At 64.8% G+C, this 15,358-nt stretch carries 14 protein-coding genes; 9 read left to right on the forward strand and 5 right to left on the reverse strand.

The annotated features are described in order from the left end of the window. Nucleotides 1-125 precede the first annotated feature (125 nt). Complete coding sequence (locus tag G7045_RS09665; protein ID WP_166159437.1) at nucleotides 126-431, reverse strand: H-NS family nucleoid-associated regulatory protein; 306 nt, start codon at nucleotides 429-431, stop codon at nucleotides 126-128. A 101-nt stretch (nucleotides 432-532) separates the two neighbouring features. Next, entirely contained in the window at nucleotides 533-1,834 is a 1,302-nt protein-coding gene (locus tag G7045_RS09670) for a hemolysin family protein (RefSeq protein WP_166159438.1), read from the reverse strand. Nucleotides 1,835-1,858: 24 nt separating this feature from the next. Between G7045_RS09670 and G7045_RS09675 the strand changes: the two genes are divergently transcribed. Further along, complete coding sequence (locus tag G7045_RS09675) at nucleotides 1,859-2,701, forward strand: symmetrical bis(5'-nucleosyl)-tetraphosphatase (protein ID WP_166159439.1); 843 nt, start codon at nucleotides 1,859-1,861, stop codon at nucleotides 2,699-2,701. 110 nt (nucleotides 2,702-2,811) lie between these two features. Here the strand turns inward: G7045_RS09675 and G7045_RS09680 are convergent, their stop codons facing one another. Together G7045_RS09680 and G7045_RS09685 are read right to left on the reverse strand one after the other, a co-directional pair. Then, the gene (locus G7045_RS09680; protein WP_166159440.1) at nucleotides 2,812-3,846 is read right to left on the reverse strand and encodes an FAD:protein FMN transferase; all 1,035 of its coding nucleotides are present in this window, start codon (nucleotides 3,844-3,846) and stop codon (nucleotides 2,812-2,814) included. 26 nt (nucleotides 3,847-3,872) lie between these two features. Beyond that, nucleotides 3,873-4,298 (reverse strand): cytochrome c5 family protein, encoded by a 426-nt coding sequence (locus G7045_RS09685; protein WP_166159441.1) that lies wholly within the window; start codon nucleotides 4,296-4,298, stop codon nucleotides 3,873-3,875. A gap of 242 nt (nucleotides 4,299-4,540) precedes the next feature. On the opposite strand from G7045_RS09685, the gene G7045_RS09690 reads away from it, so the two are divergent. The 8 genes from G7045_RS09690 to G7045_RS09725 all read left to right on the forward strand — a co-directional run bounded on the left by G7045_RS09690 (nucleotide 4,541) and on the right by G7045_RS09725 (nucleotide 13,741). Continuing rightward, complete coding sequence (locus G7045_RS09690; RefSeq protein WP_166159442.1) at nucleotides 4,541-4,912, forward strand: hypothetical protein; 372 nt, start codon at nucleotides 4,541-4,543, stop codon at nucleotides 4,910-4,912. 13 nt (nucleotides 4,913-4,925) lie between these two features. Further along, a complete protein-coding gene (gene nosZ / locus G7045_RS09695; RefSeq protein WP_166159443.1) occupies nucleotides 4,926-6,866 on the forward strand; it encodes a TAT-dependent nitrous-oxide reductase in 1,941 nt (646 codons plus the stop codon). 63 nt (nucleotides 6,867-6,929) lie between these two features. Further along, nucleotides 6,930-9,557 carry a NosR/NirI family protein gene (locus tag G7045_RS09700; RefSeq protein WP_166159444.1) on the forward strand — a complete coding sequence of 876 codons (2,628 nt, stop codon included), beginning with the start codon at nucleotides 6,930-6,932 and terminating at the stop codon, nucleotides 9,555-9,557. Next, nucleotides 9,554-10,825 carry a nitrous oxide reductase family maturation protein NosD gene (locus G7045_RS09705; RefSeq protein WP_166159445.1) on the forward strand — a complete coding sequence of 424 codons (1,272 nt, stop codon included), beginning with the start codon at nucleotides 9,554-9,556 and terminating at the stop codon, nucleotides 10,823-10,825. Before G7045_RS09700 ends, G7045_RS09705 begins: the two co-directional genes overlap by 4 nt. After that, the gene (locus tag G7045_RS09710) at nucleotides 10,779-11,732 is read left to right on the forward strand and encodes an ABC transporter ATP-binding protein (RefSeq protein ID WP_205737183.1); all 954 of its coding nucleotides are present in this window, start codon (nucleotides 10,779-10,781) and stop codon (nucleotides 11,730-11,732) included. Before G7045_RS09705 ends, G7045_RS09710 begins: the two co-directional genes overlap by 47 nt. Nucleotides 11,733-11,744: 12 nt before the next feature. Further along, on the forward strand, nucleotides 11,745-12,560 hold the full coding sequence (locus G7045_RS09715; protein ID WP_166159447.1) for an ABC transporter permease: 816 nt from the start codon (nucleotides 11,745-11,747) through the stop codon (nucleotides 12,558-12,560). Beyond that, nucleotides 12,557-13,090 (forward strand): nitrous oxide reductase accessory protein NosL, encoded by a 534-nt coding sequence (locus tag G7045_RS09720; protein WP_166159448.1) that lies wholly within the window; start codon nucleotides 12,557-12,559, stop codon nucleotides 13,088-13,090. The genes G7045_RS09715 and G7045_RS09720 overlap by 4 nt, the downstream gene beginning before the upstream one ends. Beyond that, the gene (locus tag G7045_RS09725) at nucleotides 13,091-13,741 is read left to right on the forward strand and encodes a nitrous oxide reductase accessory protein NosL (protein WP_166159449.1); all 651 of its coding nucleotides are present in this window, start codon (nucleotides 13,091-13,093) and stop codon (nucleotides 13,739-13,741) included. 67 nt (nucleotides 13,742-13,808) lie between these two features. On the opposite strand, the gene G7045_RS09730 is transcribed toward G7045_RS09725, so the two are convergent. Then, on the reverse strand, nucleotides 13,809-15,302 hold the full coding sequence (locus G7045_RS09730; RefSeq protein ID WP_166159450.1) for a DEAD/DEAH box helicase: 1,494 nt from the start codon (nucleotides 15,300-15,302) through the stop codon (nucleotides 13,809-13,811). Nucleotides 15,303-15,358 lie beyond the last annotated feature (56 nt).

The raw sequence follows: 15,358 nt of genomic DNA on the forward strand, positions 1-15,358 counted from the left end.
GCCCATCCCCCGGCAAGGGGCACAACCCGCAACCCTGCACCCAACGCGGAATAGCAAAAGCGAACAACAAAAAACCCGCCGCAGCGGGTTTTTTGACGGGGATAAATCCGGTGGATTGGCAGTGATTACGCAATCAGGAACTGGCTGCGATCCTGGCCTTGAATCCACTTCGGCGGCTTGCCGCGACCGGTCCAGGTATCGCCGTTGTTGTTGCGGTATTTGGGGGCAACTTTGGCGCCGCCTGCCGCTGCAGCGCGCGGGCCACGGCCAGCACGGGGGGTGGGGAATACGTCTTGCTCGGTCAGGCCATATTCAGCGACGATGCTGCGCACTTTGCTCACCGCATCCGACAATTCGCGGGTGCGCGCTTCTTCAATGCGGGAATCAAGGGCTTGACGCTCTTTGAGCAGGTCTTTGTAGGAAGTAGTCATGGTGCAATGGCCGTGAAATGGTTTTGACGCTGTGGATTATATAAATAAATCCCATGGCCGCTTGTTTTTCCGCCTAAGCAATTACCACAAGCCACACGGCATTATGGGTACCGTGCCCCCATCCACTGGGCCAGGACTTTATCAATGCGACGTCCATCCAAATCCACAACCTCGAACTCCCAACCCGTGCAGACGATACGCTCGCCCAATGTCGGCAAATGGCCCGATACCGTCAGCAGCAAACCCGCCAAGGTGTTATAGCGGCCACGGTTTTCGTCGGGCAGATCCCGAATATCCAGGCGTGCCTTCAGCTCGGTAATCGGCATCTGGCCATCGAGCAGCCAGGAGCCGTCGTCACGCTGCAACGCCCAGGCTTCGCTGTGGGCCGAGGGCAGCAATTCCCCCGTAATCGCTTCGAGCAAATCGCGCGGCGTCATGATGCCCTGCACCACGCCATATTCATCGACGACAAACACAAACCGCCCAGCGCCCTGGCGCAGTTGTTCGAGCAATTCGAGGCCACTCAAGGTTTCAGGCAAAAAATGCGCCGGCTGGGCGCAAGCGCGCAGGGGCTGTGCGGCGTCGGCCTGCAGGGACAGCAACTGCGCCACGCTGACCACGCCCACCACCTCGTCGAGCGAGCCCTGGCACACCGGGTACCACGAATGCGCACCACGCCCGCCATCGCGGCCGGCCAGGCGCAGGGCCTGGGCCACGGCCAAATCGGCCGACAGCCATTGCACCTCCGAGCGCGGCACCATGAGTGAGGTCAGGGGCCGGTCGTCGAGGCGAAAAACGTTTTGCACCAGCTGGTGCTCGTCGTCCTCGATCACCCCGGCCTCATGGCCCTCGTTCAGGCTGGCGGCAATTTCCTCTTCCGTTACGGCCCTGGCTGCCTTGTTGTCGATGCGCAACACCCCCAGCACTGCCTGTGTGGACAGCGCCAGCAAACGCACGAACGGCCCCGCCAGGCGCGCCAGCGCCGCCATGGGCCGCGCCACCAGGCGCGCCACCTGCTCGGGGTAAAGCTGGCCGATGCGCTTGGGCACCAGCTCGCCAAACACAATCGTCACAAAGGTGATACCCAGCACCACGGCGGCGGTAGCCGTCAGCTCGGCTGCCTTGGCCGGTGTGCCCAGGGCTAGCAGCCACTGGCCGAGGTCGGCGCTGAACGCGGCCTCGCCCACAATGCCGTTGACCATGCCAATCGAGGTAATACCCACCTGTACGGAGGATAAAAACTGCGTCGGGTCTTGCAGCAGCGCCAGCGCCTGGCGCGCGCCCTTGTCGCCACCATCGGCCAGACTCTGCAGCCGCAGTTTGCGGCTCGATGCCAACGCCAGCTCCGACATGGCAAACAGGCCATTGAGCAAAGTCAGCAGCGCAATCAGCAGAAAATCCATGGCTCCTACAACGCAAAAACGACCATGGCACTGTACTGTATCGGCGACATCCAGGGCTGCAGCGACGCCTTCGAGCGGCTGCTGGCGCACATCGGCTTCTCCCCCAGCCGCGACACCGTCTATCTGCTGGGCGACCTGGTCAACCGGGGGCCGGACTCGGGCGCCGTGCTGCGCCGCTGCATGGCCCTTGATGGCGCCGTGCGCCCCCTGCTGGGCAACCACGACCTGCACCTGCTGGCCACCGCCGCCGGCATTCGCCCCCCCGGGCGGCGCGACACCCTCGCCGCCATTTTGGCGGCGCCCGACCGCGACGCGCTGCTGCACTGGCTGCGCCAGCAGCCGCTGGTGCGCACACACACGCTCGCTGGTGAGCGCCTGCTCATGCTGCACGCCGGGCTGCTGCCCCACTGGAGCGCCGACGACGCCCTGGCGCGCGCCGCCGAGGTGCAAGCGGCCCTGCGCGGGCCGCAGTGGCAGGATTTTTTACGCGCCATGTACGGCAACCAGCCCGACCAGTGGAGTGACCACCTGGACGGCCTGGCGCGCCTGCGCGTCATCACCAACGTGCTGACACGGCTACGTTTTTGCTCGCCCGAGGGCGTGATGGACTTTGCCAGCACGGAAAGCGCCAGCCACCCGCCGCCGGGCCTGCTGCCCTGGTTCGACGTGCCCGGGCGCGCCAGCGGCGGCACGCTGATCGCCTTTGGTCACTGGTCCACCCTGGGCTGGATGAATCGCCCCGACCTGCTGGCCCTGGACACCGGCTGCGTCTGGGGCGGCTGCCTGACCGCCGTGCGTTTTGGCGCCACCCTGGCCGAACGTGAACGCTGCCAGGTGGCCTGCCCACAAGCCCAGACGCCGGGTTGAAGCTACAAAAAAGAGAGCTGCTGACGCTTGCTCCACAACGGTTTGAAGGCAAAAAGCACTTCAAACCTTCGCAGAACAAGCGCCAGCAGCTCTTATTTTGATAGCGAAAATCAGGCAGTACGCAGTGCAGCGCTCATGCCAGGCGACTGCCACAGCACGCCATCGCGGCCCGCAAGCAGCAGCTGCGCCTGCGGATGCGCTGCCGCCCAGGCGGGGGCAGCAGCGGGGCCTTGCACCATCAGCGCCGTGCCCCAGCCATTGACCGCAGCCACATCACGCGCCAGCAGCGCCACGCCGTGCACGCCGGTGGTCGGCCAGCCCGTGTGCGGATCGAGCACATGGTGCAGGCGACGGCCCTCGCGCACAAAGCCACGCTCGTAGTCCCCCGAAGAGGCCACCACGCCCTGGCCCTGGAGCTCGATCACACCCAGCAGCTGCGCCGGGCGGCGCGGATCGCGCACACCCACACGCCAGGGCCGGCCCTGCTGGCTGCCGCTGACGAGCACGTCGCCGCCGCCGTTGACCAGCGCATTGTCCACGCCCGCGCGCTGCAGCACCTGCAGGCCCGCCTGCAGGATGGGCAGCTTGGCGATTCCGCCCAGATCGAGCGCCATGCCCGGCTGCGCCAGGTAGGCCGTGCCGGCACGGGCGTCGAGCTGCAATGCGCCGCCATCGACGCGGCGCAGCGCCTGGGCGATTTGTGCCGGCGCCGGCATAGCCTGCTGGCCGGGCTCGAAATGCCAGCCGTCGAGCGCGCCCACGGTCGGATCGAACGCGCCCGCGCTGGCCTGGTACACCTGCTGCGCACTTTGCAGCACGGCCATGACCTCGGGCGGCACTGCCACCGCATGGCGGCCCGCTGCGGCGCTGATGCGGCGCACCACGCTGCTTTCGTCGTAGCGGCTGAGCAGCGCTTGCAGGCGCTGCATTTCAGCAAACGCCTGCTCGGTCGCACTGCGCAGCAGGGGTGCGGCCACACCATCGGCGACGATATCGACCCGCGTGCCCAACAGCACCCGACTCACTCGCTGCGGCGCCGCCGCCTGGGCCGCGCCGGGCAGGGCCCAGGGCAACGCCCCAAGCAAAGGCAGCGCCAGCGCAAAACGCCGCCGCGACAGCTGCCCACCTTGCCAACCGTTGTTCATGGCTCGCTCCTTCTGATCCTCTGGATTTACACCGACTGGTCGGCCATGAAATCGACGGCGGCCTTGACCTGCTCGTCGGTCAGGCTGGTGCTGCCACCGCGCGCGGGCATCATGCCCTTTTCACCCGTGAAGCCTTCGATGGCGTGCTTGTACATGGTGTCCTTGCCTTGGGCGATGCGCGGTGCCCACTCTTCCTTGTTGCCCGGCTTGGGTGCGCCAGCCACACCCGCAGCGTGGCACATGGAGCAGGTGCTGCCATAGACCTTTTTGCCCACTTCATTTTCAGCCGTTGCTGCAGGAGCGGCGGCAGGCGCAGCAGCGGGGGCAGCTGCAGCAGGAGCGGCGGCGGCGGGAGCGGCAGCCGGGGCAGCAGCCGGTGCTTCGGTCTTGCCGCAGGCGGCGAGCAGCAAGGCGGCCGCTGTCAGGGTCATGGACAGGGTGAATTTTTTCATGGGGTTGCCTTTCTTGATTGCAATAAAAATAAAAATGGAGTCCCGTTGCACGGCGCATCGCTGCACGTGCAACGGGCCGCCATCGTAGAACAAGTTGTTAGGGCGGCAGTGTGCGAGCCTTTCGTCTGAGTTCATTTGATATGTGTCAACATTCAAAAGAACATTCCAGGTGAACATTTAACCCTCGCACCGCCTACCTTGTACGCTGTAGCCTGGTATCCCCACCTTTCTGACCTGCTGCCATGCCCTTCTTTCGCACCCTGAACCGCCTACCCGCCTGGGTATTCGCGTGGTTCGTGCTGTGCTACGGCGTGGCCTATGCCAGCCCCATCGTGCAGCCGCGCAGCCTGGAGCTGGTGTGCGCCACAACCGGCGTGCTGCTGATCAGCCACAACACCGACGGCCTGCCCGACATTGCCAAGCCGGGGCTTGACTGCCCGCTGTGCCTGCTCGGCCAGGCCAGTGCTCCGCCGCCGCCTGCCTGGGCCGCGCAGCCCCCGCCCCTGTGTTCCTCCCCCGCCCTGGCCCTGCCACCCGCCAGGCCCTTTGTCTTGGCCCCTTCTGGCGCTCCACCGCCGGCCCGGGCCCCTCCCGTTTCCCTTTGCCAATCCTAAAAAGAGGCCAACCATGAGCAATAAGAGAGAAGACCTGAGCACCGAAACCGCCGGCCTGGGCCGTCGCCGTTTCATCAACACCGCCGCCCTGGCGGGTCTGACGGTGGGCGTTGCCGCGTGCAACGACAAGCCCGCTGCCGCCCCGGCTGCAGCCGCACCGGCTGCCGCACCGGCAGCGCCCGCAGCAAGCCATGGCGCTGCGGCCAACGTGCACCTCAAGCCCGGTGAGCTCGACACCTACTACGGCATCTGGAGCGGCGGCCATACCGGCGACATGCGCATTCTGGGCCTGCCATCGGGCCGTGAAATCCACCGCATTCCCTGCTTCGTGCCGGACGCGCTCGTGGGTTGGGGCATCACCAACGAATCCAAGGCGGTGATGGGCACCAAGGCCGACGGTCACCTCAAGTACACCGTTGCCGATACCCACCACACCCACGCCTCCTACAAGGACGGCAACTACGACGGCCGCTACGCCTGGATCAACGACAAGATCAACGCCCGCATCGCCCGTGTCCGCCTCGATTACTTCGTCTGCGACAAGATCACCGACCTGCCCAACGTGCAGGGCTTCCACGGCATTTTCCCGGACAAGGCTGACCCGGTCGATCCGGCCATCAACTACACCACGCGCGTGTTCTGCGGTGGCGAATTCGCTATCCCCCTGCCCAACAATGGCCAGGGCATCAACGATACTGCGAAATACCGTTCGATTTTTACCTGCGTCGATGCCGAAACCATGGATGTGCGCTGGCAGGTGCTGATCGACGGCAACTGCGATCTGGTGGCCACTTCGTTCGACGGCAAACTCGCCGCCACCAACCAGTACAACACCGAAAACGGCGTGCACTACGAGGACATGATGTCCGCCGAACGCGACGCCTGCCTGTTCTTCAACATCGCCCGTATTGAAGAAGCCGTCAAGGCCGGCAAGTTCACGACCATCGCTGGCTCCAAGGTGCCCGTGGTCGATGGCACGCACGAAGCCAACAAGGACGCCAAGACCGCCCTGGTGGCCTACGTCTCGGTGCCCAAGAACCCGCACGGCGTGAACGCCTCGCCCGATGGCAAGTACTTCATCTGCGCCGGCAAGCTCTCGCCCACCACCACCACCATCGAACTGACCAAGGTGCTCGACTGGTTCGATGGCAAGATGGAAAAGCTCGACGACGCCATCGTCGCCGAAGTCGAAGTCGGCCTGGGCCCTTTGCACACTGCCTTTGACGGCCGTGGCAACGCCTACACCACACTGTTCCTGGACAGCCAGATCGTCAAGTGGAACATCGAAAAAGCGATTGCCTTCACCAAGGGTGACAAGAACGCCAAGTACGTGGTCGATCGCCTGGACGTGCACTATCAGCCGGGCCACATCAACGCCTCGCACTCTGAAACCCGCGCTGCGGACGGCAAGTTCCTGGCCGTGGGTTGCAAGTTCTCCAAGGACCGCTTCCTGCCCGTGGGCCCGCTGCACCCCGAGAACGAACAGCTGATCGACATCTCGGGCGAGAAGATGGTGTTGCTGGCGGATCACCCGGTGCGCGGCGAGCCGCACGACTTCATCATCTTCAAGCGCGACATCGTCAAGCCCAAGCAGGTGTACAGCCTCGATGACTTCCCCTTGGCCATCAAAGACCCGAAGGAATCGGGCGTGACGCGCAACGGCAAGAAGGTCACCGTCAAGCTGACCTCGCAGGCCCCGGCCTTCTCGCTGCGTGAATTCACGGTGAAGAAGGGCGACGAAGTCACCCTGATCCTGACCAACCTGGACAAGATTGAAGACTTGACGCACGGTTTCGCCATCCCGAACTACAACGTCAACTTCATCGTCAACCCGCTGGAGACCAAGTCGGTGACCTTCATTGCCGACAAACCCGGTGTGTTCTGGTGCTACTGCACCCACTTCTGCCACGCGCTGCACCTTGAAATGCGCACGCGTATGATCGTCGAGGCCTGATAGCCTCTCCCCATGACAGGCGCTGCGCTGGCGCGCGGCGCCTGTTTTTCATTGGATAGTGTGATGTTCCCCCTCGGCCTGCAGCGGCTTGCTGCCTTTTGTTTTGCCCTGTTTCTGGCGCTGCTGCTGCACGCGCCCCGCGTCGCCCATGCAGGCGCCTACGAGGCCGAGTTACCGGCCAACCTGGCGACCACGCCAGCCATGTGCTCGCTACTGCCCTGCACCGAGGTGTTTCCGGGCGCCACCTATTTCTCCGAGCGCAAAGGCCAGCCGCCCTACGTCGAGGCCTACGACCACGAAGGGGCCGACAAAAAGCTGCTGGGCTACGTCATGCTGTCCACCGACATCACCGACACCCCGGCCTACTCCGGCAAGCCAGTGGTGACCCTGATCGGCATGGACAAGGCCGGGCATTTCGTCGGCATCAAGGTGCTCAAGCACTCCGAGCCGATCTTGCTGCTGGGTATTCCTGAATCTGCGCTGATCAACTTCAATAACCAGTACCTGGGCAAATCGGTCACCGACAGCATCGAAGTCGGCCCCTCGCGCCCGGACGAGAACATCCTCGGCGTCGATGCCATCTCGGGCGCCACCGTCACCGTCGTGGCGCAAAACCAGGTCGTCATGACCTCGGGCGCTGCCGTCGCGCGCCAGACCGGCATCATCGCGCCCACCGTGCGCGAACCGGCCCAATTTATCACCACCGGGCAGAAGTACGACTGGGCCCAGCTCGTGAAAATGGGCGCCGTGCAGCGGCTGCTGGTCAAGCCCGAACAAGTCGGCCTGCCACGCGGACCAGAGCCCTTCATCGAGCTGTGGTTTGGCGACTTGAATCAACCCGACGTGGGCAAAAGCCTGCTCGGCGACAACGGCTTTGACAGCCTGCACTCGCGCCTGAAAGAAGGCGAAAACGCGCTCTTCGTCATCAAGACAGCGGGCGATGAGTCTTTCAAGGGCTCGGGGTTTGTGCGCGGCGGCATTTTTGACCGCGTGCAGGTCAAGCAGGGCGCGGACGCGTTCACGTTCCGTGACCTTGATGCGCTCAACCTCTACGGCCTCGAAGCCGCTGGTGCGCCGCGCTATACCGAATCGAGCATCTTCATCATCCGCTCGCATTCGTTCTCAGCCGCCTACCCCTGGAAGTTCGCCTTCCTCGGCAACCGCGTGGACCGTGCCACGGGCCACCGCAGCTTTGCCGTGTTCGAGTCCAAATACTGGCTGCCAGCCGACTTGCTGCAAGGCGGGCGCCCCAAAGTGCAAGAGCCGGACGCGCCCTGGGTGCGCATCTGGAAAAACCAGGCCCTGCCCATCAGCCTGTTTGCCCTGCTGCTGATTGCCGTCACCGTGGTGTACGCCTTGCGTGAAAAGCTCACGCGCCTGTCCACGCACAAGAACAAGTGGCCGGTCAACGCCTTCAAGTACAGCTTCTGGGCCATCAGCATTTTCTGGATCGGCTTTCACTACATGGCGCAGCCGTCCATTACGCAGGTGCTGACCTGGTTCCACTCCATCTTGTTCCAGTGGACCTGGTCGCTGTTCCTGTCCGATCCGTTCATCTTCCTGTTCTGGATCTTCATCATCGTCACCGTCTTCCTGTTTGGCCGGGGCCTGTTCTGCGGCTGGATGTGCCCGTTCGGCTCGCTGCAGGAAGGCATCTACAAAATCGCCAAGGCCGTGGGCTTGAAGCGCTTTCAGACGGCGCTGCCGCAAAAGTGGCACGACCGCCTGAAATGGCTCAAGTACGCCATCTTCTTCTTCCTGCTCACGGTGTCGATGTTCTCCATGGGCCTGGCCGAGAAGCTGGCCGAGGTCGAACCCTTCAAGACCACCTTCCTGGTCGGCGTGATGAACCGCTCCTGGCCCTACGGCCTGTTCGTGGCCGCCATCCTGGGCGTGTCCATCTTCATCGAGCGGCCCTACTGCAAATACATCTGCCCGCTGGGCGCGTCGCTGGCCATGCCCAGCACCTTCCGTTGGTTTGGCTTGAAGCGCAAGCAGGATTGCAACAGCTGCAAGGCCTGCGCCGTGGGCTGCGGCGCGCAGGCGATCGACACCGATGGCCGCATCGACCACCGCGAGTGCCTGCACTGCCTCGACTGCATGATCCTGTACACCGACACCAAGGGCTGCCCGCCCCTGGCCAAGGAGCGCAAGCGCCGCGAAAAAGACGGCCTGGAGATCACGCCCATTGGCAAGAACGGCTACTTCATCCCCATCCACCCGGCCAAGGTGGAAGACCAGATCGCACCCAAGGCCAAGAACGGCGTCGATCCGCGTATGCCCACCGATGCCACCTTGCCCGCGCACAAGCATGACGTCGGCCTGGTGCAGTGGCTGCTGCTCGAAGCGCGCGACCACCTCTGGCCCTGGAGCAGCGAGGGCTGGCACAGCCGCCGCGCACTGCAAATGGCCGGTGTGGCCCTGGCCGTCGCCGCCACCGTGGCCTGGATCATGACCGCCATGGGCCACCTGTCCTCGGGCGCCATCATCGGCTGGTGGTTTGGCTGGAGCGTGTACGAGGTGCTGATTCGCCTCTCGGGCCGGCGTTACGTCAAAGACGGCCCATGGTGGCGCGACAATTACCGGATTTCCGGAGTGTTCGACATGATCAGCTACGTGGGCTTCAAGAACCTGATGATTGGCGCGGCCTTGTTCCTGCTGCTGCAGGCGCTGGGACTGTTCACGCCATGAAAGCTGCCATCACCCACTTAAGTGGGGCCCTGGTGCTGCTGTGCGCCGGGGCCGTACAGGCAGCAACCCTGAACGTGCGCCCCGGCGACGACCTCGCCGCTGCGGTGCGCCGCGCCCAGCCCGGCGATGTGCTGGAGATTGCGCGCGGCAAATACCAGGCCAACCTGCTGATCGACAAGCCCCTGACGCTGCGCGGCATCGACCGCCCCACCGTGAGCGGCGGCAACCAGGGCGACACCATCCGCGTGACAGTGCCCGACGTGGTTATCGAAGGGCTCATCGTCAGCGACTCGGGCGACAGCCTCAAAGACCAAAATGCCGGCATCTACCTCTACCCCGGCGCACACCGCGCCATCGTGCGCCGCTGCGACCTGACTTACAACCTCTTTGGCCTGTGGATCGAGAAGGCCAACGACGTGCTCATCGAGCACAACACCATCACCGGCAAGCGCGAGTACGACTCGCCCCAGCGCGGCAATGGCGTGCAGCTGTACAACACCAAGGGCGCCAAGATACTGAACAACAACATCAGCTTCGTGCGCGATGCGCTGTATGTGGACGTATCGCACCACGCATTGTTCAAAGGCAACAAGCTGCACCACAGCCGCTACGGCACGCACTACATGAACTCCTACTACAACCTGTGGGAGGACAACGACACGTTCTACAACCGGGGCGGCCTGGCCCTGATGGAAGTGCGCAACCAGGAGGTACGCAATAACCGCGCCTGGGGCAACTCGGACCACGGCATCATGCTGCGCACGCTGCAGGATTCGGTGATCGAAGGCAACGTCGTCGCCGGCAACAACCGGGGCTTTTTCATCTACGACGTCGAATACATCGAACTCAACAACAACCTGGTGGTGGACAACACCGTGGGCGTGCACCTCTCGGCCGGCTCGACGCGCAACGAAGTCGAAGGCAACGACTTCATTGATAACCGCGAGCAGGTGCGCTACGTCGGCGCACGCGATGAAACCTGGGGCCAAAAGCGCGGCAACCACTGGAGCAACTACATTGGCTGGGATCGCAACGGCGACAGCATCGGCGACGTGCCCTACGAGGCCAACGACATGGTCGATCGCCTGATCTGGCGCCACCCCAGCATCAAGCTGCTGCTGGCCAGCCCGGCCGTGCAGGCGCTGCGCCTGGTGGCACAACAATTTCCCATTTTGCGTGTGCCCTCGGTGGTTGATCCCCAACCGCACATGCGCCCATTTCATGAAGATTGGAGTCAGTGGCGTGGCAAGCATTTCCCCGGCCAGTAACGATAGGGCCATTGCCTTGCGCGGTGTGCGCAAGCATTTCGGTGCGCTGCACGCTGTCGATGGTGTCGATCTGGACATTGCCCAGGGCGAGATTTTTGGCCTCATCGGCCACAACGGCGCAGGCAAGAGCACCTTGTTCAAGATGATGCTCGGCCTCATCACGCCCACCGCCGGCAGCATCGTCATCGGTGGCACGCCCGTGGGTGGGCGCGACTTTCGCCAGGCCCGCCGCCAGCTCGGCTACCTGCCCGAGAACGTGGTGCTGTACGACAACCTCGACGGCTTGGAGACCCTGCACTTCTTCGCCCGCCTCAAAGGCGCGCCGCTCGATCAATGCCAGCCCATGCTCGAACGCGTGGGCCTGGCGCACGCCGGCAAACGCCCGGTGCGCGAGTACTCCAAGGGGATGCGCCAGCGCCTGGGCTTTGCGCAAGCGCTCTTGGGCAGCCCGCGCGTGCTGTTCCTCGACGAGCCGACCAATGGCCTCGATCCGCAGGCCATCCGCGACTTTTACGCCACCCTGCGCGGCCTGCAGCAGCAGGGGGTGACCGTCATCATCACCTCGCACATCCTGTCGGAGCTGCAAGAGCGCGTCGATCGCCTGGCCATTCTCGCCAGCGGCCAGCTCCAGGCCCTGGGCAGCGTGCAGGAGCTGCGCGAGCGCACCGGCCTGCCGCTGACAGTAGAAATCGACCTGGCGAGCGACGCCGTCGCCCCTGCCACCGCCGCCTTGCAGGCCGCCACCGGCTGCAGCGCCCTGCCACGCGCGCAGGGGCTGGAGCTGCAATGCCCGCGCGAACACAAAATGGCCGTGCTCGCCGCCCTCGCACCCCTGGGCGCGCAGGTGCGTGACGTGCGCCTGATCGAACCCTCGCTCGAAGACATGTTCTTCGGCCTCTCTGCCTGATCGTCCTGCCCCATGGAACTGACCCCTATCCTCACTGTGGCCACCAAAGAGCTGCGCGACCGCCTGCGCAACCGCTGGGTGCTGGCCGTGGCCCTGGTGTTCACCATTTTCTCGCTCGTCATCGCCTACTTTGGCGGTGCGCAGCAGGGCCAGGTGGGCTTTCGCTCGATCGAATTCACCATCGCCAGCCTGGTCAGCCTCGTCATTTACCTGATCCCGCTGATCGCGCTGCTGCTGGGCTTTGACGCCATCGTCGGCGAGCGCGAGCGCGGCTCGCTGGACCTGCTGCTGGCACTGCCGATCACGCGCCTGGAGCTGCTGCTGGGCAAATACCTGGGCCTGGCGCTGGCGCTCACACTCTCGACCGTGGCCGGCTTTGGCGCCGTAGCGCTCATCATGGTGCGCCACCTCAATGCCAACGCGCTCTACCACTTCTTCGGTTTTGTCCTCAGCTCGGTGTTGCTCGGGCTGGCGTTCCTGAGCCTGGCAGTGCTGCTGTCGGTGCTGGCACGCGAGCGCACCCGCGCCTCGGGTCTGGCCATTGCCACCTGGTTCTTCTTCGTGCTGGTGTTCGACCTGCTGCTGCTGGGTCTGCTGGTGACCACGGGCGGCCAGTTTGCCAGCGACGCCTTTGCCTGGCTGCTGCTGCTCAATCCAGCCGACGTGTTCCGCATCCTCAACGTCTTCTCGCTCGACGACGTGCGCACCCTCTACGGCCTGGCCAGCGTGGTGCCCGCCTCGCTGGGCAACCCGCTGACCATGGGCGGCGTCATGCTCGCCTGGATCGCCCTGCCCCTCGCCCTTGCCCACTGGAGATTCAAGCCATGATGCCCCGCGCCCTGTCCCGCCACGCCCTGCTCGCCACACTCACCGCCCTGGCCCTGCTCGGCGGCTGTGGCGACAAAGCCGCCGAGCAGCAGTCGATGGCCCCAGTCGAGATCGACCGGACAACCTCCTGCGAACTCGACGGCATGTTGCTCTCGGACTACGCCGGCCCCAAGGCGCAGATCCACTACGCCGGCCAGGACAAGCCTTCTTTCTTCTGCGACACGGTCGAACTCTTCAACACCCTGCTCGCTGGTGAACAAGTGCGCGCCGTGCGCGCCGTGTACGTACAGGACATGGGCCAGGCCGACTGGGAGCACCCGCAAGGCCATTGGATCGACGCCAAAGGCGCCTACTACGTCGTCGGCGGCAAGCGCAAAGGCTCCATGGGCCCAACCATTGGCAGCTTTGCCCAAGAACCGGACGCTGCCAAGTTCGCCCAGGAATTCGGCGGCAAGGTGCTGCGCTTTGCCGACATCAAGCTCGACATGGTCGATCTGAGCGGCGGCGCACTGCACGACACCCGCATGTAAATGGCACCGCCCGCCCTGCCCCGCCTGCAGCGCCGCGCCTGGCTGGCCATCGGCCTGGGCGGCCTGCTCGTCAGTGGCGGCCTGGCGGCCTGGCAGTGGCGTGCCCGCCCCGTGGCGGCGGCACTGCCCGAGGATGATTACTGCCTGGTCGCCCCGCCCAGCCCCTACGACCCAGCGAGCGGCCTGCCCCTGACGGCTGCCCGCGCCGTGCCAGCGGACGCCCGCTGCCCGGTCTGCGGCATGTTCCCGGCACGCGCGCCGCAATGGGCGGCGCAGCTCATCTTTGCCAACGGCGAGGCGCATTTCTTCGACTCGCCGCTGTCGCTCTTCATGTACCTGCAGGACATGCCGCGCTACAGCCCGCAGCGCAACGCCAGCGAAGTCGTGGCGCGCTACGTCAGCGACAGCAACGCCGCCCCCGGCCAGGGCTGGCTGGCAGCGGAGCAGGCGTTTTACGTCCACGGCTCGAACGCACGTGGCCCCATGCGCGCGGGCAACCTGCCCGCCTTTGCCAGCCGCGCTGCCGCGCAGGAATTTGCCACGCGCCGAGGGGGCGAAGTGCGCAGCTTTGCCCAGGTGGACGCAGCCCTCATCGCCGAACTGACCCAGCGCAACCCAGACAACGGGCACGCGGGGCACAACAAACTCTGAATTGCTATTAAAAAAATAGCTGCTCGCGCTTGACTGGCAAGCGTTAGCAGCTATTTTTCTTTGGTTTTTACCCTTCAACAGGGGCGTTGATGGCAACCGTGGGTGGCGCTACGGGCTCTAGCGCCACTGGCGCCTTGAACAAGGCGGCGAGCTTGCGCCGGGGCTTGATGTTGGCCGAGACGCCGCCACGCGCTGGCACACCGGCCTTGGGCGCAACCTCCCAGCTGGCAGACTCGCTCGCTTGGTGGCGCGCTTCGTAAGGCTTGTCGAAGAACGGATCACGTGCCACGGCTGGGGCGCGGTAGCTGCTGCGGCGCGGCGCCGGGCTGTCGCCAGCGCCCGCTGGCTCGCGGCCCTCGCGGCCACCGTCCTCACGCCAGGCGCGGCGCCCGTCATTGAAGCGCCCGCGCGGGCGCTCGTCGTCGAGTTCGATGGCTTCGACCTCGATTTTTTTCTTGATCAGCTTCTCCACCTCGGCCACCAGGCGGGTGTCGCTGCTGGCGACCAGGGTCACGGCCAGACCGCTGGCGCCGGCGCGGCCCGTGCGGCCAATGCGGTGCACGTAGTCTTCGGCGTTGAACGGTACGTCGTAGTTGAACACCGCTGGCACGTCCTTGATGTCCAGGCCGCGTGCTGCCACGTCGGTGCACACCAGCAGATCCACATCACCGGTCTTGAAGGCTTCGAGCGCCTTGAGGCGCTCGTCCTGGCTCTTGTCGCCATGCAGGGCGGCAGCGCGCAGGCCGTCGCGCTCCAGGGCGCGCGTCAGGCGCGCGCAGCCGAGTTTGCTGTTGACGAAAACGAAGGCCTGGCGGATGGCACGTTCTTTGAGCACCTTGCGGATGGCGCGGCGCTTGTCGTCGTCCTGGGCGCTGAAAAAGCGCTGCTCGACGGTGGAGGCGGTTTCGTTCGGGCGCGCCACCTCGATGGTGACGGGGTTTTGCAGGTAGCTGCCGGCCAGGCGCTTGATCTCGGGCGAGAAAGTGGCCGAGAACAGCAGCGTGGTGCGGCTCTTGGGCAGGTAACTCAGGATGCGCTGCAGGTCGGGCAGGAAGCCGATGTCGAGCATCCGGTCGGCCTCGTCGAGCACCACGTATTCGACCTGGTTCAAGATGGCGTTCTTGGCCTCGATGTGGTCAAGCAGCCGCCCGGGCGTGGCCACCAGCACCTCGACGCCTTTTTTCAGCTCGATGGTCTGCGGCTTCATATCCATGCCGCCAAAGACGACGGTGCTGCGCAGCTTGGTGTACTTGGCGTAGAGCGCAATCTGCTGCGCCACCTGATCGGCCAGTTCGCGCGTGGGCAACAGCACCAGGGCGCGCACCGGATGGCGCGCGGGCGAGGCGGAGCTGTTTTCGTGCTGCATCAGGCGCTGCAACAGCGGCAGCGAGAAGGCCGCCGTCTTGCCCGTGCCAGTCTGGGCCGCGCCCATCACGTCCTGGCCCGAAAGCACGACGGGAATGGCCTGCGCCTGGATCGGCGTCATGGTCTCGTAGCCCATGTCGGCCACGGCACGCTTGAGCGGTTCAGCCAGCGTAAGGGAGGAATAGGAATTGCTCATGAACCCGTGATTGTCGCACCGCCAGTGAAAACCCTGTATTTTTTCTTACACCACAG

The sequence above is a fragment of the Acidovorax sp. HDW3 genome, assembly GCF_011303755.1.
Taxonomy (GTDB): domain Bacteria; phylum Pseudomonadota; class Gammaproteobacteria; order Burkholderiales; family Burkholderiaceae_C; genus Paenacidovorax.